20 protein-coding genes and 1 pseudogene are annotated in these 23,241 nt (G+C 73.0%); 5 read left to right on the top strand and 16 right to left on the bottom strand.

Annotated elements, in window-relative coordinates; genetic code table 11:
• Window positions 1–59: 59 nt before the first annotated feature.
• Window positions 60–1,124: an LLM class flavin-dependent oxidoreductase gene (locus tag ACIRPU_RS18470; RefSeq protein ID WP_403868145.1), complete on the bottom strand. Its 1,065-nt coding sequence runs from the start codon at window positions 1,122–1,124 to the stop codon at window positions 60–62.
• A 248-nt stretch (window positions 1,125–1,372) separates the two neighbouring features.
• On the opposite strand from ACIRPU_RS18470, the gene ACIRPU_RS18465 reads away from it, so the two are divergent.
• The gene (locus tag ACIRPU_RS18465) at window positions 1,373–1,864 is read left to right on the top strand and encodes a hypothetical protein (RefSeq protein WP_403868142.1); all 492 of its coding nucleotides are present in this window, start codon (window positions 1,373–1,375) and stop codon (window positions 1,862–1,864) included.
• A gap of 66 nt (window positions 1,865–1,930) precedes the next feature.
• Here the strand turns inward: ACIRPU_RS18465 and ACIRPU_RS18460 are convergent, their stop codons facing one another.
• Window positions 1,931–2,146: a dodecin gene (locus tag ACIRPU_RS18460; RefSeq protein ID WP_351756939.1), complete on the bottom strand. Its 216-nt coding sequence runs from the start codon at window positions 2,144–2,146 to the stop codon at window positions 1,931–1,933.
• Between the two features lie 230 nt (window positions 2,147–2,376).
• Between ACIRPU_RS18460 and ACIRPU_RS18455 the strand changes: the two genes are divergently transcribed.
• Window positions 2,377–3,636, top strand: a complete 1,260-nt coding sequence (locus tag ACIRPU_RS18455; protein ID WP_403868138.1) for an extracellular solute-binding protein — start codon at window positions 2,377–2,379, stop codon at window positions 3,634–3,636.
• Window positions 3,637–3,717: 81 nt separating this feature from the next.
• Here the strand turns inward: ACIRPU_RS18455 and egtD are convergent, their stop codons facing one another.
• From egtD to egtA, 4 genes are read right to left on the bottom strand one after another with little or no spacing between them, the layout of a single operon-like run.
• Complete coding sequence (gene egtD / locus ACIRPU_RS18450; protein WP_403868135.1) at window positions 3,718–4,680, bottom strand: L-histidine N(alpha)-methyltransferase; 963 nt, start codon at window positions 4,678–4,680, stop codon at window positions 3,718–3,720.
• Window positions 4,677–5,468: an ergothioneine biosynthesis protein EgtC gene (gene egtC, locus ACIRPU_RS18445; RefSeq protein ID WP_403868132.1), complete on the bottom strand. Its 792-nt coding sequence runs from the start codon at window positions 5,466–5,468 to the stop codon at window positions 4,677–4,679. The genes egtD and egtC overlap by 4 nt, the downstream gene beginning before the upstream one ends.
• Window positions 5,468–6,838 carry an ergothioneine biosynthesis protein EgtB gene (gene egtB, locus ACIRPU_RS18440; protein WP_403868129.1) on the bottom strand — a complete coding sequence of 457 codons (1,371 nt, stop codon included), beginning with the start codon at window positions 6,836–6,838 and terminating at the stop codon, window positions 5,468–5,470. Before egtB ends, egtC begins: the two co-directional genes overlap by 1 nt.
• Window positions 6,835–8,139 (bottom strand): ergothioneine biosynthesis glutamate--cysteine ligase EgtA, encoded by a 1,305-nt coding sequence (gene egtA / locus ACIRPU_RS18435; protein ID WP_403868126.1) that lies wholly within the window; start codon window positions 8,137–8,139, stop codon window positions 6,835–6,837. The genes egtB and egtA overlap by 4 nt, the downstream gene beginning before the upstream one ends.
• Window positions 8,140–8,447: 308 nt before the next feature.
• Between egtA and ACIRPU_RS18430 the strand changes: the two are divergent.
• Window positions 8,448–9,304 (top strand): annotated as a pseudogene (locus ACIRPU_RS18430) (TIGR02452 family protein).
• Here ACIRPU_RS18430 and ACIRPU_RS18425 read toward each other — a convergent pair.
• From ACIRPU_RS18425 to ACIRPU_RS18410, 4 genes are all read right to left on the bottom strand, one after another.
• A complete protein-coding gene (locus ACIRPU_RS18425) occupies window positions 9,289–9,735 on the bottom strand; it encodes a type II toxin-antitoxin system PemK/MazF family toxin (RefSeq protein WP_384115671.1) in 447 nt (148 codons plus the stop codon). The pseudogene ACIRPU_RS18430 and the gene ACIRPU_RS18425 sit on opposite strands and share 16 nt — an antisense overlap.
• A gap of 44 nt (window positions 9,736–9,779) precedes the next feature.
• On the bottom strand, window positions 9,780–11,276 hold the full coding sequence (locus ACIRPU_RS18420; protein WP_403868123.1) for a flotillin family protein: 1,497 nt from the start codon (window positions 11,274–11,276) through the stop codon (window positions 9,780–9,782).
• Between the two features lie 154 nt (window positions 11,277–11,430).
• On the bottom strand, window positions 11,431–11,649 hold the full coding sequence (locus tag ACIRPU_RS18415) for a hypothetical protein (protein ID WP_307166599.1): 219 nt from the start codon (window positions 11,647–11,649) through the stop codon (window positions 11,431–11,433).
• A 26-nt stretch (window positions 11,650–11,675) separates the two neighbouring features.
• On the bottom strand, window positions 11,676–13,097 hold the full coding sequence (locus ACIRPU_RS18410; protein WP_403868120.1) for an amidase: 1,422 nt from the start codon (window positions 13,095–13,097) through the stop codon (window positions 11,676–11,678).
• Window positions 13,098–13,356: 259 nt separating this feature from the next.
• Here ACIRPU_RS18410 and ACIRPU_RS18405 point away from each other — a divergent pair, with 259 nt between their 5' ends.
• On the top strand, window positions 13,357–14,745 hold the full coding sequence (locus ACIRPU_RS18405; RefSeq protein WP_403868117.1) for an AbfB domain-containing protein: 1,389 nt from the start codon (window positions 13,357–13,359) through the stop codon (window positions 14,743–14,745).
• A gap of 57 nt (window positions 14,746–14,802) precedes the next feature.
• Here the strand turns inward: ACIRPU_RS18405 and ACIRPU_RS18400 are convergent, their stop codons facing one another.
• From ACIRPU_RS18400 to ACIRPU_RS18380, 5 genes are all read right to left on the bottom strand, one after another.
• Window positions 14,803–16,143, bottom strand: a complete 1,341-nt coding sequence (locus ACIRPU_RS18400) for a DUF3500 domain-containing protein (RefSeq protein ID WP_403868111.1) — start codon at window positions 16,141–16,143, stop codon at window positions 14,803–14,805.
• 166 nt (window positions 16,144–16,309) lie between these two features.
• The gene (locus ACIRPU_RS18395) at window positions 16,310–17,911 is read right to left on the bottom strand and encodes a sensor histidine kinase (RefSeq protein ID WP_403868108.1); all 1,602 of its coding nucleotides are present in this window, start codon (window positions 17,909–17,911) and stop codon (window positions 16,310–16,312) included.
• The gene (locus ACIRPU_RS18390; RefSeq protein ID WP_403868105.1) at window positions 17,908–18,633 is read right to left on the bottom strand and encodes a response regulator transcription factor; all 726 of its coding nucleotides are present in this window, start codon (window positions 18,631–18,633) and stop codon (window positions 17,908–17,910) included. The genes ACIRPU_RS18395 and ACIRPU_RS18390 overlap by 4 nt, the downstream gene beginning before the upstream one ends.
• Before the next feature lie 93 nt (window positions 18,634–18,726).
• The gene (locus tag ACIRPU_RS18385) at window positions 18,727–19,848 is read right to left on the bottom strand and encodes a PP2C family protein-serine/threonine phosphatase (RefSeq protein WP_403868102.1); all 1,122 of its coding nucleotides are present in this window, start codon (window positions 19,846–19,848) and stop codon (window positions 18,727–18,729) included.
• Between the two features lie 203 nt (window positions 19,849–20,051).
• A complete protein-coding gene (locus ACIRPU_RS18380) occupies window positions 20,052–20,507 on the bottom strand; it encodes a MarR family winged helix-turn-helix transcriptional regulator (RefSeq protein WP_403868099.1) in 456 nt (151 codons plus the stop codon).
• A gap of 173 nt (window positions 20,508–20,680) precedes the next feature.
• Here ACIRPU_RS18380 and ACIRPU_RS18375 point away from each other — a divergent pair, with 173 nt between their 5' ends.
• Entirely contained in the window at window positions 20,681–22,138 is a 1,458-nt protein-coding gene (locus tag ACIRPU_RS18375) for an MFS transporter (protein ID WP_403868096.1), read from the top strand.
• An 89-nt stretch (window positions 22,139–22,227) separates the two neighbouring features.
• Here ACIRPU_RS18375 and ACIRPU_RS18370 read toward each other — a convergent pair whose 3' ends face one another.
• A complete protein-coding gene (locus tag ACIRPU_RS18370) occupies window positions 22,228–23,217 on the bottom strand; it encodes a helix-turn-helix domain-containing protein (RefSeq protein ID WP_403868093.1) in 990 nt (329 codons plus the stop codon).
• Between the last annotated feature and the right edge of the window lie 24 nt (window positions 23,218–23,241).

The following is a 23,241-nucleotide window of genomic DNA, read 5'->3' as shown; positions in this document are numbered from 1 at the left end:
TTCGGCTGTGCGGGTCTTCGGTTGTGCGGCTTCCGCCGGGCGGGACAAACCCCACGATCCTATGCGCGCGGGGTGTGCGACGCCCGGTGAGCTGCGCGGGTGGCGGCCGGCCGGCCCCCGCCGCGCTCCGCGCGCACGATGCCGGCGAGCCGCCGATAGGAGTCCAGCAGCGCGGCACGGTCGTAGGTGCTGGTGGTCACCAGGACCTCCTGCGCCTCCGTCTCCTTCAGCAGCGTCTCCAGCCCGTCCGCGACCTGCTCCTCGGTGCCCGCGAGGTGGCCGGTGAGCCCGGACTCGTAGAAGCCGCGCTCCTTCGCGGTCATCGCGCGGAGCTCGGCCTCCTCGGCGGGCGGCAGCGGGGGGAAGGTGCCGTGGGTGCGTGAGTACGCCATCGACCAGGCCTCCGGGACCAGGAGCCGTCGTGCCTCCTCGGGCGTCCCGGCCACCGCGATCGTCCCGGAGACGACCACGTACGGCTCCGACGCCCAGGGGGAGGGCCGGAAGCGGGCCCGGTAGCGGTCGACGCCGCGCCGCATCCTCTCGCGGTCGCGGAGGTCGCCGATGACCATCGGCAGCCCCGCGCGGGCGGCGATCTCCGCGCCCTCGCCCATGGCCAGCACGAACGGCGGCACGGTCAGCCCTTCCGAGGGCCGCGCGTGCACCCCCGTCGGCGAACTGCCGAGGAACCAGCCGAGCAGCTCCTGGAGTTGCCCCGCGAAGTCGTCCGCGTCGTCCTTGTCCCGTCCCAGCGCCCTGCGCACCCCGTCGGTGAAGCCCACCGAGCGTCCCAGGCCCATGTCGACGCGGCCGGGGAAGAGCGACTCCAGGACGCCGAAGTGCTCCGCCACGACCAGGGGCCGGTGGTTGGGCAGCATCACCCCGCCGGTGCCGACCCGGATCCGGTCCGTCGCGCCGGCCACGGCCGCGGCCAGCACGGTGGGCGCCGATCCGGCGACCCCGGGCACACCGTGGTGCTCCGAGACCCAGAACCGGTGGTAGCCCAGCGCCTCCGCCTCCCGCGCCAGCCGCACGGTGTCCCGGAGCGCCTCGGCGCCGGTGTGGCCCTCGCGGGTGCGCGAGCGGTCGAGGACGGAGAAGCGGGCCGAAGCGATGACGGAGCTCATACAGAGTTCAACACCGCGGGGCCCGCTGGATTCCGCACCGCGTGACGCCGTGCGCGGGATCACCCGCCGGGTCGACGCGAGTCAGCCCTCGAGGAGCGGCGGACCGCGCGGTCCCGCCTTCACCAGGTACCGGGGACGACACGACGGACGTCGTCGACGGTGACCGGCACGAGCTGCGGTGTGTTCGCCCGGCCGGGGCAGACCGGGCGGGGCCGCTCGGCCGGGGGCGACTGTCTAGGGTGGACGGCGTGACCGACAGCAGCAAGCGGCCCCTCGCCGTCTTCGACCTGGACAACACCCTCGCCGACACGGCCCATCGGCAGCGGTTCCTGGAGCGCAGCCCGCGCGACTGGGCCGCGTTCTTCGCGGCCGCGCCGCAGGACCCGCCGATCCCGGAGGGCGTCGCGCTGGTGCTGGCCCGCGCAGAGGAGTGCGAGATCGTCTACCTCACCGGCCGGCCCGAGCGCTGCCGGCGCGACACGCTGGAGTGGCTCGCCGCGCAGGGACTGCCGGAGGGACGTCTCCACATGCGGCGCAACGACGACCGCAGGCCCGCCCGGCGCACCAAGCTGGAGGTGCTGCGCCGACTGGCCCGCGACCGGGAGGTGCGCGTCCTGGTGGACGACGACGAGTTGGTGTGCGGCGACGCCCGACGGGCCGGTTTCGCCGTCGTCCTGGCGCGCTGGACGGCTCCCTCGGACACGCTGGAGCAGGCGCAGGAGCGCGAGGGGCGTACCTGAGGGCCGACCGCACCTGAGGGCCGGCCGTACGGGAAGGCGCGGCCCGGTGCGGAGGGCGTCCGGCCGTCAGTCCGACTCGTCCAGACGGAAGCCGACCTTCAGACCCACCTGCCAGTGCGCGATGTCGCCGTTCTCGATCTGGCCGCGCACCTGCGTCACCTCGAACCAGTCCAGGTTGCGCAGGGTCTGCGAGGCGCGGGTGATGCCGTTGCGGATGGCGTCGTCGACGCCGTCCGGCGAGGTGCCGACGATCTCCGTGACCCGGTAGGTGTGTTTCGACATCAGGGTGCTCCTCTCGACCGTGACGGCCTCGTCACGTGTGTCACGCGTCACTCCACCGTGCCCCAAGCTGCGGCGGAGCGCGAGGCGTCGGACCGGACGGGCTGCTTCCGCCCGGACCCCCTTGACCCTCCGCATTGGTCCATACCAAAATCCGGGACACCCGCACGAGCGCCGCGCTCGTCCCCCACGTCGGGCCCCTCGCCCTGTCCGCCGGGCAGAACAGGACCCCCGTGAGACATCGCCTCCTCGCCCTCCTCTGCGTGTCCGCCTGCCTCCTCACCGCCTGTGGCGTGCTGCCGGGGACGGGGGGACCCGACCGCCGGACGGTCACGGTGTGGCTGATGAAGGACAGTGCGTCGCAGGAGTTCCTGGACCGGTTCACCGAGGACTTCGAGCACCGCCACCCGGACCTGGACCTCGACCTCCGCATCCAGGAGTGGACCGGGATCGGCGGCAAGGTGGAGGCCGCGCTGGAGGCCGAGGACCGGAACGGGCCGGACGTCATCGAGGTCGGCAACACCCAGGTCCCGCAGTACGTCGACGGGCACGGACTGCTCGACCTGACCCTGGAGTCCGCCGCGAAATGGGGCCGGGACGACTGGCTGCCCGGCCTCGCCGAACCGGGGCAGCAGCGCTTCCACCAGTACGGCATCCCCTGGTACGCGGCGAACCGGGTCGTGATCTACCGCAAGGACCTCTTCGAGCAGGCCGGCGTCACCGCACCGCCGGACACCCGCGCCGAGTGGCTGGCCGCCACCGAGAAGCTGAACTCGGGCGGGAACCAGGGCATCTACCTGGCCGGGCAGGACTGGTACACGCTCGCCGGGTTCGTCTGGGACGAGGGCGGCGACCTCGCCACCGAGGACGGCGGCCGCTGGGAGGGCGCCCTCGACACCCGGGCCGCCCTGCGCGGCATGGACTTCTACCGACGGCTCCAGTCCCTCGGCGGCGGCCCCGTGGCGGCGGACGAGGAACACCCGCCCCAGGCCGGGGTGTTCGCCGCGGGCAAGGTGGCGCAGATCGTGGCCGTGCCCGGACTGGCCCGGGCGGTGGTGCAGCAGAATCCGGACCTGGAGGGCGAGTTGGGCTACTTCCCCGTGCCCGGGAAGAACGCGGGCAGGCCCGGCGCGGTCTTCACGGGCGGCTCGGACCTCGTCGTGCCGCGCAACACCGACGTCAGGCGGGGCGCGATCGAGGTGGTCGCCGCGCTGACCGGCGCGAAGTGGGACACCGAACTCGCCCGCAGCATGAACTACGTGCCGAACAAGGCGAAGCTGGCGAAGTCCGTCACCGGCGAGGAGGGGGTCGCGGCCATGGCGGCGGGGGCCGCGCAAGGCCGCGCGACCCCCAGCACACCCGAGTGGGCCGCCGTCGAGGCGGACAACCCGATCAAGGACTACATGACGAAGGTGCTCTCCGGCGCCGACCCGGCGACCGAGGCCCGCCGCGCCGCCCGCCGGATCACGGAGGCGCTGACGGTGACCTTCTGACGGCCTTGGCCGCCCGCAGCGGTGCTCGGCGGCCGGTCCTCGGCGCCGGGTTCTCGGCGGGCGGTGTTTAGCGGGCGGTGTTCAGCGGGCGGTGCTCAGCGACAGTGCGAAGCGGCCCGCGGCGTCCGTCCACCAGTGGGTCGACTCCAGTCCGGCAGCCGCCAGTTCCGTGCGCACTCCCTCCTCCCGGAACTTGGCCGACACCTCGGTGCGCAGTTCCTCGCCGGCCGCGAAGTCGACGGCGAGGTCGAGCGCCGGAACCTTCACCGTCTGTGCCGTACGGGAGCGCAGCCGCATCTCGATCCACTCGTTCCCCGCGTCCCAGAGAGCGACGTGCTCGAAGGCTCCGGGGTCGAAGTCGGCCCCCAGTTCACGGTTGACGACGGCCAGCACGTTCTTGTTGAACGCGGCCGTCACCCCGGCCGCGTCGTCGTACGCCCGCACCAGCACGCCCTCGTCCTTGACGAGGTCGGTGCCCAGCAGCAGCGCGTCGCCCGGCGCGAGCAGCGCGCGCACCGAGGCGAGGAACTCCCGGCGCTCGGCCGGCAGCAGGTTGCCGATCGTGCCGCCGAGGAAGGCCACCAGGCGCGGCCCCGGGGTGTCGGGCAGTGCCAGCACCGCCGTGAAGTCGGCGATCAGGGCGTGCACGTTCAGCGCCGGCCGCTCGGCGATCAGGGCCTGCCCGGCCTGGGTGAGGGCGCTCTCGCTGACGTCGACGGGCACGTAGGTGTCCAGGTCGGTCAGCGCGTCGATCAGATGGCGGGTCTTCTCCGAGGAGCCCGAGCCGAGTTCGACGAGCGTGCGGGCGCGGGCCGCCGCGGCGATCTCGCCGGCCCGGTCCACGAGGATCTCGCGCTCGGCGCGTGTCGGGTAGTACTCGGGCAGTTCGGTGATCCGCTCGAACAGCTCGCTGCCGTGCGCGTCGTAGAACCACTTCGGCGGCAGCGTCTTCGGGGTGTCGGTGAGGCCGCGCTGGACGTCGGCGCGCAGGGCGGCGTCCGTGGCGTCCTCGGGGAGGGTGCGGGTGATGTGGAACGGGCTCACGTGCCGGTCTCCTTGGGTGGTGCGGACGCCGTGTCGGTGCTCGGTTCCTTCAGTGGGGTGAGCAGGACGTCGGCGCGGCTCGCCGCGAGCAGGGTGCGGTCGGGGACCTCCTGCCAGCGCGGATCGTCGTCGTACGGTTCGGAGGCCACGACCGTGCCCCGGCCGGGCTCGGCCAGGTACCAGAGGGTGTCGCCCCAAGCGGTGGCGGTGATGGACTCCCCGTCGGTGAGGAGCAGGTTGAGGCGCGAACCGGGAGCCGCCGCGGCGACCTCCAGCACCGTGTCGGCCAGTGCCTGGCTCCCCGTGTCGCCGGCGCGCAGCCGGGCGAGGACCAGCGCCCAGACGAACGCGGAGTCGTTGCGCGCCTCCATCGACAGCAGGTCCGCCGCGGGCAGCGAACCGGTCAGCGACTCCAGGGAGCCCGGCCAGCCCGCGACCGCCCCGTTGTGGCTGAACAGCCAGGTCCCGGCGCCGTACGGCGCCGCCGCGGCCTCCGCGTCGGCCCCGGCCAGCGTCGCGTCCCGTACGGCGGCCAGCAGGGCCCGGCTGCGTACGACCCGGGCCAGGTCGGCGAAGGACAGGTCCGCCCAGATGGGTCCGGCGCGGCGGTAGCGGGCCGGCACCGGGTCTCCCTCGGCGTACCAACCCACCCCGAAACCATCGGCGTTGACCGTCCCGTACCGCTGCCGCCGGGGTGCCCACGACTGGCGGTACAGACTGTGCGGGGGCTCCGTGAGGAGCCGGCCCAGCGGCGCCCCGGACCCCAGGTAGGCGAGGTGACGGCACATCAGACCGCCCCCGAGCGGGCCGTGCGGAACCCGGAGAAGATCTGCCGCCGGATCGGGTAGTCCCAGTTGCGGAACGTGCCCCGGCAGGCCACCGGGTCCACCGCGAACGAACCGCCGCGCAGCACCTTGTACTCGGGGCCGAAGAACACCTCCGAGTACTCCTTGTACGGGAACATCCGGAAACCGGGGTAGGGCAGGAAGTCGCTGGACGTCCATTCCCACACATCACCGATCAACTGACGTACCCCGAGCGGGGACTCACCGGCCGGGTAGCTGCCCGCCGGGGCCGGCCGCAGATGGCGCTGGCCCAGGTTGGCGTGCTCGGGGGCGGGATCGGCGTCGCCCCACGGGTAGCGCATCGAGCCGCCGGTCGCCGGGTCGAAGCGGGCCGCCTTCTCCCACTCCGCCTCGGTGGGCAGCCGGCGTCCGGCCCAGCGGGCGTAGGCGTCGGCCTCGTACCAGCACACGTGCAGCACCGGCTCGTCGGGCGGTACGACCTCGGTGACGCCGAAGCGGCGGCGCAGCCACTGCCCGCCGTCCCGGTGCCAGAACAGCGGCGCCCGGATGCCGCTGTGGCGAAGGTGCGTCCAGCCCTCCTTCGTCCACCAGCGCTCGTCGTCGTAGCCGCCGTCCTCGATGAACGCCTGGTACGCGCCGTTCGTCACCGGGGTGGTGTCGATGTGGAAGGGCGCCACCTCGCGCCGGTGCGCCGGCCGTTCGTTGTCCAGCGCCCAGGGTTCGCCGGAGGTGCCCATGGTGAACGGGCCGCCGGGCACGAGGACTTCGGCCGGACCGGTGAACAGCGGCACCGGATCCGGGTCGGGCGCGGTCAGGGCCTGCGGCCCGGTGCGGAGCTGATGGGTGATCAGCATCGTCTCGTCGTGCTGCTGTTCGTGCTGCGCGATCATCCCGAAGGCGAAGCCGGCCTCCGTCAGCCGGGCGCCGCCGAACTCGGCGGACTCCAGCACGTCCATCACCCGGCCGCGCACCTCCGCCGCGTACCGGCGGGCCTCAGCCGGCGGCAGCAGCGGCAGGGAGGGCCGTTCGGCGCGCGAGTGCTCGAAGGCGTCGTAGAGGCCGTCGATCTCGGGGCGCATCGCCTCCCGGCCGGCCACCGCCCGCAGCAGCCACAGCTCCTCCTGGTTGCCGATGTGCGCGAGGTCCCACACCAGGGGGGACATCAGCGGGGAGTGCTGGGCGGTGAGGTCGGGCTCCTCGACACAGCTCGTCAGGAGCGTGGTGCGCTCCCGGGCCGTGGTGAGGGAGGCGAGCACCCGGGCGCGGAGCGTGTCCGCGTCCAGGCCGGGGCCGGCGTCCGGGCCGGGAACGGCGTCCAGGGCCGGCCCGGTGTCCAGGGCGGGGTCGGTCATGTGCGGAGGTCCTTCCCGTACGCGCGGGTGTCCGTGCCGCGCAGGCGGTCGAGCAGGTCGTCGGCGGGAGTACGGCCCCTGAGGACGTACCGGTCCAGGTAGTCCGACACGGCGTCCGTCACCGCCTCGGTGGCGCCGAGGCGGGGCAGGGCCCGCAGAGCCGTGGTGAAGCAGGTGACGGCGACCTCGCGCAGCTCCGGGTCGGTCAGTCCGTACCGGGCCGCGTCGATCCACAGCGGATTGTGCGGGGCCGGCAGCGGCTGAGCCCGTTCGGCCAGCGGCTTCACCGCGCGGTAGACGCTCTCGGCGGCCTCCGGGTCGTCGAACAGCGCCGTCGTCACGGCGAGCGGCACGATCCAGCCGTCGTCGCCGGGCTGCGCGTCGATCATGCGCAGCTCCAGGTGGCCGCGTGGTCTGACCGGGGGGAACAGCGTGGTGAGGTGGTAGTCGAGATCCTCCCGGGTCGGCGGCGATCCGGTCCGGGTCCACTGCCGGAACGTGAGCCGGTCGGGCACGTCCCACGGCCCGCTGTCGCGCCGCACGCACATCACCGGCGCGTCCAGGACGTGCCGGGCCCAGGCCGTGCGCGGATCGCCGTTCAGCACGGGCCCGCCCGCGCGGCCGGCGCCTATCTCCGTCCACAGCAGCTGCCGGGTGGAACGCCAGCCGGTGGAGGCGCCGCCGAGCAGCGGGGAGTTGGCGAAGGCCGCCACCAGCACGGCGCCCAGCGTGTGCGACAGCCACCAGCGCCGCCCGTGCCCCAGGGGGCCGGGCTCCTCGTGCCCGGCGTCCAGGCAGACCTGCACGGAGGCCGAGGTGCACATCATGGCGCGGCCGGCCGGGCCCGTGCGGTCCAGGCACGCCTCCATGGCGTCGTACCGGGGCTCGCGCAGGAAGCGGCGGGGTGTGCGCCAGGGGTCCGTGCCGTGGCCGGAGAGGGCGAGGCCCTGCTCGCCCAGGACCGCGCGGACGGCGGTCAGATCGGCGGAGACGGTGCCCACGCACTCCATCAGGGAGGCGGCGGGCGGTGAGCTCAGTTCCAGCTGGCCGCCGGGTTCGACGGTGAGCGGTGAGCTCAGGGGCAGGGTGCGCAGTGCGGCGTAGGCCGCTTCGAGTCGTTCGGGTGGGACGGGGAGCCGCGGCTCGCGCAGCTCGTGGACGAGCCATTCCACTTCGACCCCGACGGTGCGGGGTGGTCCGGTCTTGAAACAGATGCCCCTGACCAGGGCCTCCACCTCTGCTTCGGTGAGGGCGCTGCGGGACGGTGTCTCGTCGGTACAGTCGCTGACTGAGTCGGACATGTCGGGATCCTCCTGAGATTCCACCATGCCACCGGTCCGGCCTCGGTGCGGCCGGGCAGGCATCGCTCGTCCCACCCAAAACCCTCGAACGGATCCGCACAAGGATACACAACCGTACATTTCGGACCGAGTTCGATCTGTTTTCCAGGCGTTCCCGACCGGTCCGTGCAGTGTTCCCCGACCCGGGAAACTCTGTTGCACGCCATGTCCAGGATCGCTCACGATGCGTGTATGAGCACGACGGGGGAGACGGGCGGGGCACGGGAGACCGTGCGGCCCGCGGCCATGGAGTCCACGGGGGTGGCGCCATGAGCGCGCGGCTGCGCGGCATCGCGCGCGAGACGGAGGAGATCGTCGCGGCGGGGCGGTACCGCGCGTCCGACGGGCGCGAGGTCTCCCTCGCCCCGGCGATCGAGACCGCCCGGGCGAGGACGCGGATGGCGGGACCGGGGCCCGTCGCGGTCCCGCGGGGGCCGGCCGTGGACTCTCCGGCGCATGCCCCGGGCGACACGTCGATCGAGGTCACGGGCGAGAGCAGCCTGGAGGCGGCCCGCCGGCTCGACGGCGCCGGTCCGGTCGCCGTGCTGAACTTCGCCTCCGCACGCAATCCCGGCGGCGGCTACCTCAACGGCGCCCAGGCGCAGGAGGAGGCCCTGTGCCGGGCCTCCGCGCTGTACACGTGCCTGCTCGAGGCCCGGGAGTTCTACGACCACCACCGCGCCCACCGCGACCCGTTCTACACGGACCGCGTCATCCACTCACCGGCCGTGCCCGTCTTCCGCGACGACCGGGGCCGTCTGCTCGACGAGCCCTACGGCGTCGGCTTCCTGACGGCCGCCGCCCCGAACGCGGGCGTGGTGCTGCGCACGGCCCGGAGCGCGCGTCCGAGTTGCCGGGCGCGCTGGCCGTCCGCGCCGAGCGGGTCCTGGAGACGGCCGCCGCGCACGGCTACCGGCGCCTGGTGCTGGGCGCGTGGGGCTGCGGGGTGTTCCGCAACGACCCCGCGCAGGTGGCGGGGGCGTTCCGGGCGCTCCTCGGCCCCGGTGGGCGGTTCGAGCGGACGTTCGGGCATGTGGTGTTCGGAGTGCTGGACCGGACGCCGGGGAGCGTGGTGCTGGGCGCTTTCGAGCGGGCGTTCGACCGGAGTGCTCAGGTCCAGCCGTAGCGCTCGTGCAGTCGGTGCCGGACCAGGTTGAACCGCATCCGGTCCAGCGCGCAGGCCTCACGGCGCATGCCGTCCTCGTGCAGCCGCAGGACGCGGTCGACGTCCACCCAGGAGTCCCGTCCGGAGCGGTCCCAGGGCCCGCCGCCGATCGGCACCCACTCGCGGTCGCCGTCGTGCCGCTTGCTCGACAGCTGTACGGCGAGGAAGGTCCCGCCCGCCTCCCGGGCGACGACGAGCACCGGGCGGTCCTTGCCCCGGCCGTCGTTCTCCTCGAACGGCACCCAGGTCCACACGATCTCGCCGGGGTCCGGGTCGCCGTCGTGGGCGGGGGAGTACTCGGTGCGCACCCGGCCGACCTCGCGGGGGTCGGCCTCGGTGGTGGCGGTGGGGCCGGAGCGGCCCGGGACGTCTTCATCGGTAAACGCGGTCACGGGGGCACCTTAAGCGGTGCCCCCGTGACCGCGTCGTCAGCGGGTCACTTCTCCTCGACCGGCACCCGCTGAACGGGCGGGCCCCCGGTCCCGTTGAGCGGCGAAGTGCCGTTCGTGCCCTGCCCGTTCGCGGCCTGCCCGTTCTGGTTCATCGAGGCGAGCAGCTGACGGGCCAGACCGAGTCCCGTCCCGCCCATGGTGAGCGCCTTGGCGAACACGTCCGCCATGCCGTCGGCGCCGTTGAGCAGCACCATGTTGTCGACGTTGCCGAAGGCGGACGCTCCCGCCTTCACGATCTCCGGCCAGTTCTCGGCGAGTTGCTGGGCGACGACCGCCTCCTGGTTCTCGGCGAGCGCGGCGGCGCGGGCCTTGATGGCCTCCGCCTCCGCGAGACCCTGTGCCTTCGCCGCCTCGGCCGCCGCCAGACCCCTGGCCTGTGCGGAGGCCGCCTCGGCCTCACCGGTGGCCCGGGTGGCGGCCGCGGAGGCCTCACCCCGGGTCCGGGTCGCCTCGGCCTCGGCGCCTGCTGCGGCCTTGACCCGGGTCGCCTCGGCGGCGGCCGCGAGCTCCGTCTCCTTCGCCTTGGCCTGCGCCGCCGAGATCCGGGCGTCGCGCTCCGCCTCGGCCAGCGTGCGCTTCTCGTAGGCCTGCGCGTCCGCCGGCTTGCGGACGTCCGCCTGGAGCTGCTGTTCGCGCCGCTGCGCCTCGAGTTCGGCGACCCGCGTCTCCTGGACGACGACCTCCTGCCGGGAGGCGGCGTCGGCGAGGGGCCCCGCCTGACGGGCCTTGGCGCCCGCCTTGTCCCGCTCGGCCTGGTAGCCGGCCTGGAGGATCTCGCTGTCCCGGGTGGCCTCCGCCATCCGGGCGAACGAGGCCTGCTCCGCCTCCGTGGCGAGACGATTCGCCTCCGCCTGCGCGATCCGCGCGTCCCGCTGCACGGCCGCCGCGTGCGGCATCGCCATGTTCTTGATGTAGCCGGTCGGGTCCTCGATCTCGTGGATCTGGAGCGAGTCCACGATCAGGCCCAGCTTCTCCATCTCCGTACCGCAGGCGGCACGGGTCTGCCCGGTGAGCTTCTCCCGGTCGCGGATCATGTCCTCGACCGTCAACCCGCCCACGATGGACCGCAGATGACCGGCGAAGACGTTGTGCACCCGCTCCGACATCAGCTTCTGCTGGTCGAGGAAGCGGCGGGCCGCGTTGGCGATCGACACGAAGTCGTCGCCGACCTTGAAGATGACCACGCCCCGCACCTTGAGCGGAATCCCCTGGTGCGTCACGCAGTCCACATGCAGTTCGGTCTCGTTCAGGTCGAGCGACAGCTTGCGCACCACCTGCACCCCGGGCATCACCATCGTCCCGCGCCCGGTGACGATGCGGAACCCCATGCCCGCCTCGAGGCCCTCGGTGCGGTGGTTGGAGCCGGAGATGACGAGTGCCTCGTTGGGCTCCGCGACGCGCCACATCATCTTGAACAGACCGATCAGAGCGAGGACGGCGACAACCGCAACCCCCGCAACGACGCCGACAACCATCGGCATACGCCCCCTTTTGATGGTGCCCTTTCGGCACCGAACGAAGGGAGTCTGCGCCTGCCCGGGTCAGGGTTGAAGACGCTGACGCATCCTTGTTGCAATCTTGACGCTTACGTTCCCGAAGACGTACAGAACGGCTCTCACCTGCGCCGGGACAGGCTCAACTGTCGTATGCCCGGGTGACGTAGACCGTCCTGGGGGGTAGGTGCTCCACGACCATCACCACCGTGCCGCACTCGATGCGGCCCGAGCCGTCCGCCGGGTGCGCGAGGAAGTGTTCGGCCCCGCCACGCACCCGGACGATCACCTCGCCGACGAGTCCGGGCCCGATCGTCCCGGTGACCCGCCCCATGAGCCCGACCATCGACGCATCGTCCATGGTCACAGCGTACGGGCGGAACCCGCTCATCCGGCCGGCGAGTCCGCGACCGCTTCCCGCGGCCACCGCTCGTGCCAGCGCAGCTCCGCCTCCAGTTGGGCGGCGAGCGAGATCAGCAACGGCTCGCTGTTCGCCGGGCCGAGCAGCTGCGCGCCGACCGGCAGCCCGCCGGGCGCGAAACCGGCGGGGACGTTGACGCCGGGCCAGCCCAGCACGTTCCACGGCCAGGCGTAGGGGCAGGCGGCGATCATGGCGCGGTCGGTGGCGAAGCCGCTCAGCTCCAGCATGGCGCCGATGCGGGGCGGGGGAGCGGCCGTCGTCGGCGCGAGGATCACGTCGTACGTGTCGAAGAAGCCGCCGATACGGCGGTGCAGGACGGCCTCCGCGCGCCGGGCCGCCCGCAGCGGGACCCCGCCCAGCAGCCGGCCCAGCCGGGCGGCGCCCCGGGTGCGCCGGTCGAGAAGCGCGGGGAAGGGCGCCTCGGCGACCCGCTCGGTGATGCCCGCGGTGGCCCGGGGCACGAAGGCGAGGCCGATCTGCCCGTACGGCGGGTCGGCCTCCTCGACGGTGTGGCCCAGGCCCGCCAGTGTCTCGGCGAGTTCGAGGACGCGGGCGCGCACCTCGGGTCGCAGCCGGGCGGGCACGGCGGTGAACGGCGGCTTCAGCGACAGCGCGATCCGCAGCCGGCCGGGGTCACGGCCCACCGCGGCCGAGGCGTCGACGGCGGGCGGCCGGTGCGGGTCGTGGGCGTGGTTGCCGCTCGCGGCGTCGAGCAGCAGCGCCGCGTCCGCGACCGTACGGGCCAGCGTGCCGTTGACCGTGATGCCGTGGAACGACTCGCCGCGCGGCCAGGTCGAGACGCGGCCGCGCTGGGGCTTGATGCCGACCAGATGCGTCCAGGAGGCGGGGATGCGGACCGAGCCGGCCCCGTCCGAGCCGAGCGCGGCCGGCACCAGACCCGCGGCGACCGCGGCCGCCGAACCGCCGGAGGAGCCGCCCGGGGTGTGCTCGGTGCTCCACGGGTTGCGGGTCGCGCCGAAGGCCGGGCCCTCGGTGAACGGCCACTGGCCCAGCTCGCAGGTGTTGGTCTTGCCGACGATCACGGCCCCGGCCGCGCGCAGCCGCCGTACCGCCTCGCCGTCCTCGGCGACCGTGGGGTGCGCGCCCTGGCAGCCGAAGGCGGTCGGTTCGCCCGCCACGTCCATGTCGTCCTTCACGGCGACGGGGACTCCGAGCAGGGGCGGTCTGTCCCCGGCGGCCAACTTCCGGTCGGCGGCGTCGGCTTCGGCGAGCGCCGCCTCGGCCCGGACGATCCGGAAGGCGTTGAGGGTGCCCTGGCTCGCCTCGATCCGGGCGAGGGTCCGCTCCACGAGCGTGCGGGAGGACACCTCGCCCTCGGCCAGCGCGCGGGCGGTGGCCGTCAGGCCTGCGGCACGGTCGGGCGTCATGCGGGCACCTCCGGGACGACGATGTCTACCGCACGGTAACGTCCGGCGGCCCGGCGGCGGAACGGCACGCGGGTGCAAGGGGCGTACCCGTCCGCCACCAGGGCGGCGGCCGACCCGCCACAGAAGTCCCACAGGCATCGTCCGTTCCTGCGCAAAGGATTGACGTGTTCCAGTCGCACCCCTACTTTCTGATCGACTTTCCGAACTGCGTTCGGGATGTCGAACCGCTGGACGTGCCTTGAGCCGTAGGAGAGCCGCCATGACGCCCCGTCCCCCCGCCCCGTCCCGCCGTGCCCTGCTGCGCGCGATGGCCGTCCTGCCCGCCACGGCACTCGTGCTCGGCGAGGCGCCCGGCCTGCTCGGCACGGCCCTCGCCGCCGCGCCGGCCGCCGGATCGGCCACCCGCTACACGATCGTGCCCTTCCTCAACAGCAACGACGGAACGGTGAACGTCTACCAGTCCGACGACGCCACCGACTTCCGGCTGGTGCAGTCCTCCGCCTACACCCCGCCGAGCAACCGCATCCGCGACGCGAGCATCTTCAAGCACACCAACGGCTACTACTACGTCACCTACACGACCCACACCTGGCAGGACGCCAGCACCACCATCGGGTTCGCCCGCAGCTCCGACCGGGTCAACTGGACGTTCCTGTACGACTACACGGTCCCGATCACCAACCTCTCCCGCGCCTGGGCGCCGGAGTGGTTCGTCGACAGCGACGGCAGTGTCAACGTCATCGTGTCCTGCTCGGTGACCAGCGACGAGTGGATCTTCACCCCGTATCTGCTGAAGGCCACCAACTCGGCTCTCACCGCCTGGAGTTCACCGGTCGCCCTGTCCGGCATCGGGTCGAACCACATCGACACCTACATCGTGAAGGTCGGCTCGACGTACCACGCGTTCACGAAGAACGAGACGGCGAAGTACATCGAGTACGGCACGGCGTCGAGCCTGGCCGGCCCCTACACGATCACCAGGACCGGCGACTGGGCGGGCTGGGGCAGCTACCGCGAGGGCCCGTCCGTCATCCAGCTCGACAACGGCGCCTGGCGCATCTTCTTCGACGGCTACGGCGACGGCTATTACTACTACAGCGACAGCTACGACTCCTTCGCCACCTGGAGCGCGCCCAAGGCGCTGCCCGGCATCTCCGGCACGGCACGCCACTTCACGGTCATCAAGGAGACGGTGACCGGCGGCCCGAGCCTCACGAAGAACGCCACCCGCTCCCTCCGGTCGGCGAACTACACCACGCGCTACTGGCAGGAGCAGTCCGCCCTGCTCAACCTGCCCGTGGTGACCGGTTCGAGCACCACCGCCGAGAAGCAGGCGTCCACCTTCACCGTGGTGGCCGGCCTCGCCGACGCGAACGCGTACTCCTTCCGCGACGCGGCCGGCAACTACCTGCGCCACTACTCCTTCCGCGGCCGCTTCGACGCCAACGACGGCACGGCGTCCTTCGCGAAGGACGCCACCTTCATCGCCCGGACGGGCTCGGCGAGCGGTTCGATCCGCTTCGAGTCGTACAACTACCCCGGCTACTACCTGCGCCACTACAACTACCAGCTCCGGGTGGAACAGTCGGACGGCACGGACCTGTTCCGCCAGGACAGCTCGTTCGTCGCGGCGACCGCCTGGGCCTGAGCCGATGGACCGGGCCGGGCCGACGGGGCCCCGGCCCGGTGGTCCACCGCCGCGACCTCACCGGTGGTGCGGCGACGTCAGGTAGTGCTGCCTGAGGAGCTCCTTGCCGTAGTCGTTGCCGTTGGGGGTGCGGACGACGGAGTGGACGTGCTTCTGGGTGGCGCCGCTGCCCTGGGTGGCGCCGTACGCGCCCGCGAGGGGGCCCGGAGCCTGGCAGTCGACCTCGATCCAGACGACCGGGCTGTGGACGCGGACGTAGAAGGCGTCGTCGTTGCCGGTGCCGCCGGCCCAGGTGACGTAGGTGTCGTCGAGGTGCTTGCGGACCTCGGCCAGCGTCACCTTCGCCACGTCGGCCCTGGCCCGCCCGGTGAAGGCCTGCACGATGCCGAGGAGCTCGGTCTTCTGGGCGGCCGTCAGGGCGTTGCCGCGGATGCCGGTGTACGCCTGGACCGCGTTGTCGGAGAACGCGCCCGCCGTCATCGACTCGTTGGACTTGGTGGACGACTCGATGGCGACCGCCTGCTGCGTCGCGCTGAGGGAGTTGATGAAGGCCAGGCCGGCGACGACCTCCTCGTGGCAGACGGTGACCGTCTCGCCGTCGATCTCCATCGAGGTCGGCTCCGAACCCCAGAAGCAGGGGCTCATCACGACCTGGTCGCCGAGGACGAAGTAGTTGATCACCAGGTGGTGGCCGTCGAACTGGAAGCCCCAGGGCTCGGTCGCCGACGGGGTGCCCATCACGGTCCAGTAATAGGCGTCCTCGTTGAAGGAGTTCGTGTTGCCGATGGCCTCGCCGGCCGCCTGGTTGATCCTCCGGATCTTCTCGGTGGTCTCCAAGCCGTCGGCGCTGAGCGCCGACTTCAACAGAGCGGTGCCCAGGGCCTTCTGGTCGTCGCTCAGGTCGGCGAGGGACACGCCCTGGCGGGCGTAGGAGTCGACGTTGCTCCACAGCCGCCACTCGGTGGAGTGGACCGTGAACTGCGTCGAGGCCTTCTGGGCGTCGCTGAGCCCGGCCAGGAAGGCGTTCGCGGCGGCGATCACCGGGGCGGTCCTCACGCCCGTGGAGTGGATCGTGAACAGGTCGTCGATCCGCTTGCCGTCGGTGGTGAGGCCGAAGAAGTCCTCGGTGATCGTCTGGTTGCCGGGACCGCCGGTTCCGCCGCCCGGACCCCCGCTGGGCGCGCCGCTCGGCACCGCGCTCGGATCGGCGGAGGCGGTGGCGGTGGCGTCGTCGGCCAGCGCGGCCCGGGCCCCGGCCCCGGCCATCGTCGCGACGGCCGTGGCACCGGCGGCGAAGAAGACCTTGCGCATGAAGTTGCGGCGGCTCGCGTGCGTGCGGCGGCCGGCGTCCGACTGTGTCTCGTGGGCCGTCGGTTCACCGGAGTCGAGCTCGGTCATCGTCGCTGGTTCCCTTCGTCAGGGGCACGTCCCCGCTGAACGGCCGCCGGGTGATCACTGTGGCGGAGCCAACTGAGGCAGGCCTGAAGCGGCGACCGGACGACCGTCGCGATCGGTGCGGGAGAGGTGTCCGCACCCGGTCCGGCCTGCGGTTCTGTGAGAGCCCTTAGAGTTGCGAGGACGACGGGACGGACGACGGGGCGGCGGAGCGGCAGGCCGTCGGGAGCGTCACCGAGAACTCGGTTCGCCCCGGTTCGCTGCGTACGTCGATCCGGCCGCCGTGCGCCTCCGTGAGGGCCGCCGCGATGGCCAGGCCCAGGCCCGTGCCGCCCTCCGCGCCCGGCGTACGGGAGCGGGAGCCGTCGGCCCGGGTGAACCGCTCGAAGATCGAGGGGAGCAGGCCGGGCGGGATGCCCGGACCGTCGTCCCGTACGCGAATCACGCACCGGGCGGCGCCGGACCGCGTCCCCGGCTCCTTTTCCGCCGCCGTTCCCGGCCCCGTCCCCGCCACCGAGGGCGTCTCCCGGGCCTCCAGGGTCTCCACGACGACGGTGACCTTGGTGCCGGCCGGTGTGTGCACACGGGCGTTGGCCAACAGGTTGGCCACCACCTGATGGAGCCGGGAGGCGTCGCCGAACACCGTCACGGGGCCGTCGAGGCGCAGCGCGAGCCGCCAGTCGTGCTCGCCTCCCGCGGCCTGCGCGTCCCAGACGGCCTCCGCGACCAGCGTCGCGAGATTCACCTCGGTCCGCTGGAGCGGCCGGCCCTCGTCGAGGCGGGCGAGCAGCAGCAGATCCTCCACCAGGCCGGTCATCCGGGCCGACTGGGCCAGGACGCGATGCCAGGCCAGTTCCGGCGCGATCGTCCGGTTGCCGCCGTTCATGTACTCGGCGTACCCCGCGATCGAGGCGAGCGGTGTGCGCAGCTCATGGCTGGCGTCGGCGAGGAACCGGCGCATGCGCTCCTCGGTGCGCCGGCGTTCGGCGAGCGAGGACTCCACGTGGTCGATCAACTGGTTGAGCACGACGCCGACCTGGCCGGCCTCGGTGCCGGGGTCGGTGTCCCGCGCGGCGACGCGGGCGAGCACGGCGACCTCACCGCGGTCCAGCGGCACCCGGGCGACCTCGGCGGCGGTGGCCGCGACCCGGCCCAGCGGGCGCAGCTGCCGCCGTATGACGACGGCGGAGGCGCAGGCCGCGGTGGCCAGTCCGAGGGCGGCGATCACCGCCTCGACGGCCACCAGACGGTCGATCACCTGCTGTACGTCGGCCATCGGGAGCCCGGCCAGGACGGGGACCCCGTCGCCGCCGAGCGCGGTCACCCGGTAGGTGCCGAGGCCCGGGACGATGCGGGTGTGCACCGACCCGTCCGCGGTGATCCCCTTCAGGGCGGCGCGCTGAGCGCCGGTGAGGACCCGCTGACGGCCGTCCTCGGTCACCACCTCGGCGGCGATGATCTCGCCGTCGGCGAACCGGGCCGCCAGGGTGCCGGCCGGCTGCCCGCGCTCGTTGAGGAACCCCAGATCCGTCGCGCCGCCCGTCCGGCGCTGCAATCCGCCCTGGCTGCGCTCGGCGGCGTCGGTGACGCGCTGGTCCAGATCGCCGAGCAGATAGACGCGTTGGACGAGTACGGTGCTGAGCGCCATGGCCGCGCACACGGCGACCAGGGTCACGGAGACGAAGAGCACGAGGCGCACACGCAGGGAGCGCCGGCCCAGACCGGTGCCGGCCGGCCTCGCCCCGCGCGGCCGGCCCGACAGGACCGTCATGCCCGTTCGTCCGCTGCTCTGATCGCGTACCCCGCGCCACGCACGGTACGGATCATCGGCACCCGCCCCTTGTCGATCTTGGCGCGCAGTCCGTAGATGTAGACCTCGACCAGGTTCCCCTCGCCGTCGAAGGAGGCGTTCCAGACGTGGTCGAGGATCTGGGCCTTGCTGAGCACCTGGTGCGGATGGCTCATGAGGAACCGGAGCAGGTCGAACTCCTTGGTGGTCAGCGGGACCGGCGCTCCGCCGCGCCGCACCTCGCGGGTGCTCTCGGCCAGCACGAGATCGCCCAGCACCCGCACGGGACCCTGGTCGGCGCTCTCGTCGGGACCGGCCCTGCGCAGCAGTCCGCGCAGCCGCAACACGACCTCTTCCAGGGAGAACGGCTTGGTCACATAGTCGTCCGCGCCGGCCGACAGCCCGTCGAGCCGGTGCTCCAGCGCGTCCCGTGCGGTGAGCATCAGCACGGGCAGCCGGGCGTTCTCGCCGCGCAGCCTGCGCAGTACCTCGACCCCGTCCACGTCGGGCAGCATGCCGTCGAGGACGACGACGTGCGGGGCGCAGTCCCGCGCGATGCGCAGCGCGCTGCGCCCGTCCGCCGCGGTGAAGGAGCGCCAGCCCGCCTCGGTCACGGCCGCGGACAGCAGCTCGGTGAGCTCGGGCTCGTCGTCGACTATCAGCACGCGAACCGTGCCTGCACGGGTACCGGGGGCGCCAGACATGGCTCGACCCTCTCTCCGTTCGCCATGAGGAGCATGTGCGCGAGCTGAGCGCGCGCCATGGGAGGGATCGGCCGCCCGGCCGGCGGCCCGCGCTCAGCGCCGCGGTGACCGGCGGACGGTCAGCACGGCGACGTCGTCGTGGCGGCGGTCGTCCCCGGCGTACGCGCGGGCGTCCTCGTGCAGGGCCAGGGGCAACTCGGTGGGGGAGAGGTCGAGGTGTTTCATCAGACGCTCGTCGACCGGGTAGAACGTGCCGTCGTGCGCGCGGGTCTCGGTGAGGCCGTCGGTGGTCAGCACCAGGGTGGAACCGGCCGGGAACGCGAACCACTCGACCGTCGTGGGTTCGGCGGCCAGTTCGGCGAGCCCGAGCGGGACGCCGGTGTCCACCGCCGGTGTGGTGACCGCGCCGTCGTGCACCAACCGGGGCGGGATGTGCCCGCAGTTGACGACCTGCGCCTCGGCTCCCGCGTCGACGCCGATGATGAGGGCGGTGACGAACCGCTCGTCGTCGCCGGTCTGTTCGGCGTAGAAGTTGTGCCGGACGACGGAGGTGTCCAGGGCGTCCACGAGCGCGGTCAGCGTGGGCTCGCGGTGGGCCGCCTCACGGAAGGCGCCGATGACGGCGAACGCGGCGCCCACGGCGGCCAGCCCCTTGCCCTGCACGTCCCCGATCAGCACGCGCGTACCGAAGGGCGAGGCGACGACGTCGTAGATGTCACCGCCGACGAGCCGGTCCTCCTGCACGGGTTCGTAGACGCCGTTGACCAGCACGTCGTCGGTGAGCAGGGGCAGGGGGTGCAGGATGTGCCGCTGCATGGCGGCGGCGGTGGAGCGCAGCCGCAGCATCTCGTGCTCGCGCGCGATGCGCCGGTGGCAGGCGTAGACGGAGGCGGCTCCCAGGGCGAGGGTGAGCAGCACCAGCAGCGCCCGGTCGAGCCACCGGCCGTTGTCGTTGGCCCGCAGGAGCAGGGTGAGGGTGACGAACAGGGTGGTCCACGCGGCGACGAACTTCGTCTGCTGGACGGTGCACAGCGCCGACGCCGTGCCCGGCAGGAAGACCAGCAGCCCGAGGAGCCACACCTCGGATCCGGACAGGACGCCGAGCAGCTCCACCAGGACCGTCACCGACAGCACGCCGACGACCGTCTCGGCGTTGCCCGGGGGCTCGATGGCTTCGAGAGCGTCGGTGGGGCGCTTCCGACGGAGACCGGTCATGGGAACTCCCGCGCAGGTGGTGACTCTCTCAGTCTGTACTTTAGACAGATCGTCGGCCCGGGCGACCGGTGGCGCCGACCGCGGTTCACGGCGGGCCGCACGAGCCGGAGCGCGGCGCCGAGCGCTCGTAGCACCGCCGCGTCCGGCCCGGGGGCGGGCCCGGCGACGGCGATGAGGTCAGCAGGTCCTGAGCGGCCACCCCGTCACGGGCGTGGCCAGGGGCGGCCGCCGATGGCCTCGATGCCGTAGTTGAAGCGCCGCAGATAGCCCGCGAAGGCGGCGACGTCCTCGTCCGGCCAGTCGGTCATCACCTGGTCCAGGATCTCCACGATCCCCTCGCGCTCCGAGTCCAGCAGCCGCGTGCCCTCGTCCGTGAGCCGGAACTTGCGGGCCATCCCGCCCTCGGGGTCGGGGATCCGCTCGATGAGCCCCGAACGCATCGCCGCCGCGGTCTGCCGGTTCAGGGTGGAGGCGTCCAGGCCGAAGGCCTCGCTGAGTTCCCCGATCGACATGGGTCCCTGGACCCGGATCCGGCTCAGCATGATGTAGGCGCTGCGCTCCATGAGGCTGTTCTTGCGGCGACCGCCCCGCTGGTTCAGGAACGTGTGACGGCTGAGCAGCATCTGCTCGTACTCGACCTCGTGCGTCGGCGTCTCCATGTGCCCGACCTCCTGCTTCCGTGCGCCCGCACCATCCTGGCACACCACTGTGCACAGCCCACAGCATGTGCTCGATACATACGACATGTACGATGCACATCCTCACGCGGATCCATTCGCGCGGATCCATTCGCGCGGATCCTTCACCGCACATCCCAAGTCGAGGAGTCCCCATGGGCGCCCCCGCTCTCCAGCCCACGGCCCGCCCAGGCGCCGTGATCGCCACGCTGGCCTTCGCCGGCACCACCGCGGCGATCATGCAGACGCTGGTCACCCCGCTCATCGCCGAGCTGCCGCAGATCCTGGACACCTCGTCCTCGAACGCCGCCTGGGTGATCACGGTCACCCTGCTGGTGGCCGCCGTGTGCGTGCCGGTCGTCGGCCGCCTCGGCGACCTGCTCGGCAAGCGCCGGATGCTGCTCGCCTGTTCCGTGCCGCTGATCGTGGGCTCGGTGGTGTGCGCGTTCGCCTCCGACGTCGTGACGATGATCGTGGGACGCGGACTCCAGGGCATGGGCATGGGCATGGTGCCCCTCGGCATCGCACTGCTGCGGGACGTCGTCCCGGCCGAGAAGCTCAGCGGCTCCATCGCGCTGGTCAGCGCCTCCATGGGCATCGGCGGCGCCATCGGCCTGCCGCTGGCCGCCGCCGTCGCCCAGTACGCGAACTGGCGGGTGCTGTTCTGGGGCTCCGCCGCCCTGGCCGCCGCCGTCGCCGTCCTGATCTTCATGCTCGTCCCGGACGTTCCCGCGGGCGCCAAGGGCCAGCGCTTCGACCTGCCCGGCGCGATCGGTCTCGGCGCCGGCCTGGTCTCGCTGCTGCTCGCCGTCTCCAAGGGCGCCGAGTGGGGCTGGACCTCGGGCGCCACACTCGGTCTGTTCGCCGCCGCCGTCGTGGCGCTGGTCGGCTGGGGAGTGTGGGAGGTGCGTACCACCGACCCGCTGATCGACCTGCGCACCACGGCCCGTCCCCGGGTGCTCCTGACCAACCTCGCCTCGGTCTTCATCGGCTTCGGCATGTACGCGAGCATGCTGGTGATGCCGCAGCTGCTCCAGTTCCCCGAGGCCACCGGCTACGGCCTCGGCCAGTCGATGCTCGCGGCGGGTCTGTGGATGGCGCCCGGCGGCCTGATGATGATGCTGATCTCCCCGCTCGGCGGAAAGCTCACCAACGCCCGCGGTCCGAAGTTCACGCTGGTCTGCGGCGCCCTGGTGCTGGCCGCCGGCTACTTCGTCTCCCTGGCCCTGATGGGTTCCGCCTGGGGCGTCATGGTGGTCACGCTCATCACCAGCGGTGGCGTGGGCCTCGCCTACGGCGCCATGCCCGCCCTGATCATGAGCTCGGTCCCGCTCACGGAGACCGCGGCCGCCAACGGCTTCAACACCCTGATGCGTTCGCTCGGCACCTCGATCGGCTCCGCCGTCATCGGCGTGATCCTCTCCCAGATGACCACGACCATGGGCGGCTACACCTTCGCCTCCGAGGACGGCTTCCGCACCGCGCTCCTGGTCGGCGGCGCACTCGCCCTGATCTCCGCGGGCATCGCCGCCGTCATCCCCGCCGCCCGCGCCGCGGCGGCCGGCGAGGACGCCGGCGACCGGAGCGCCGCGCCCGAGCAGGCCAAGGTCTGAGACGCCGGAGGTCGCCCCCTCACTCGGGAGCAGTGCCCCGGGCGCCGGGGCCGGTCCGAGCGGCTCGTCGCCGGCGCGGAGGAGCGCCGTCACGGCCGCGCCAGCCGCCGCATCGTCAGCGCGAGGTGCAGCCGCAGCCGGCCCTGGGGCGTGCGCACCGGCCACCCCAGCAGATGCTCGGCGTGGGCCAGCCGGTCCTGGAGGGTGGAGTGGTGGACGTTCGCCTCGGCCGCCGCCGACCGCAGACTCGCGGTGGCGGTGACCGCGTGCAGGGTGGTGAGCAGCCAGGGGGCGTCCGCGGCGGCCGCCTCGACCGCGAGGACGTCCGCCGGGGGCTCGGCTCCCGGCACGACGAGGTCGGCCAGCAGGGCGATGCCGCCCAGTTCGTCGGCGTACACGACACGGGGGCCCGGGTCCTGCGCGGTGCCGTCCGCGGTGAAGCGGAGCGCGGTGCGGGCCGCGGCCCAGGAGCGGGGCAGGTCCTGCACCGGCACGGCGGGTCCGACCCCCACCCGGCCCGCCGGAACCGCGTCCCGGGCGTCCGCGGACAGCACCCGGGGCCGGCCGCCGGGCGTGGCCAGGGCGCGGGCCGCCTCGGCGGTGCCCAGCCCGAGACGGCGGGCCGCGTGCAGCCGGGCCGGTTCGCCGGCCGTGGCGTCGAGGAGCGTCTCGACCAGGGCGGGATCGTCGAGCGGAGCCCGGCCGCGGGTGCGGTCGAGCACGACGCGGGCCGCGCCGACCGCCCGTTCCAGGATCACGGCGTCCACGACGCTGGGCGTCGCTCCGGCGCGTTCCAGCCACAGTGCGGGAGGGCCGTCGGGCGTCAGCGCCGTGCACGGCCAGTCCGGGTCCGGCGGCAGCTCCGTGTCCCGGCGCGTCCCGTCGGGCTCCACCCGGACCCGCACCCGCCGGTCGGCGTCGACGAGCCGCGCGGGCACCCCGGCGAGCACCGCGGCCCCGCGCACCAGCGCCTCCACGCCGGCCCGGGACTCGGCCAGCCGGTCGAAGTAGGCGATGACCCGCACGGCGGCGCCGGCGTCCGGGTCCAGTGCGGTCAGGCGCCCGGCCAGCTCTTTCATACGGCCATGATGCGGCACGCGAGC

The sequence above is a fragment of the Streptomyces sp. NPDC102259 genome, assembly GCF_044766465.1.
Taxonomy (GTDB): domain Bacteria; phylum Actinomycetota; class Actinomycetes; order Streptomycetales; family Streptomycetaceae; genus Streptomyces.
This window is presented reverse-complemented; position numbering and strand designations above follow the sequence as displayed.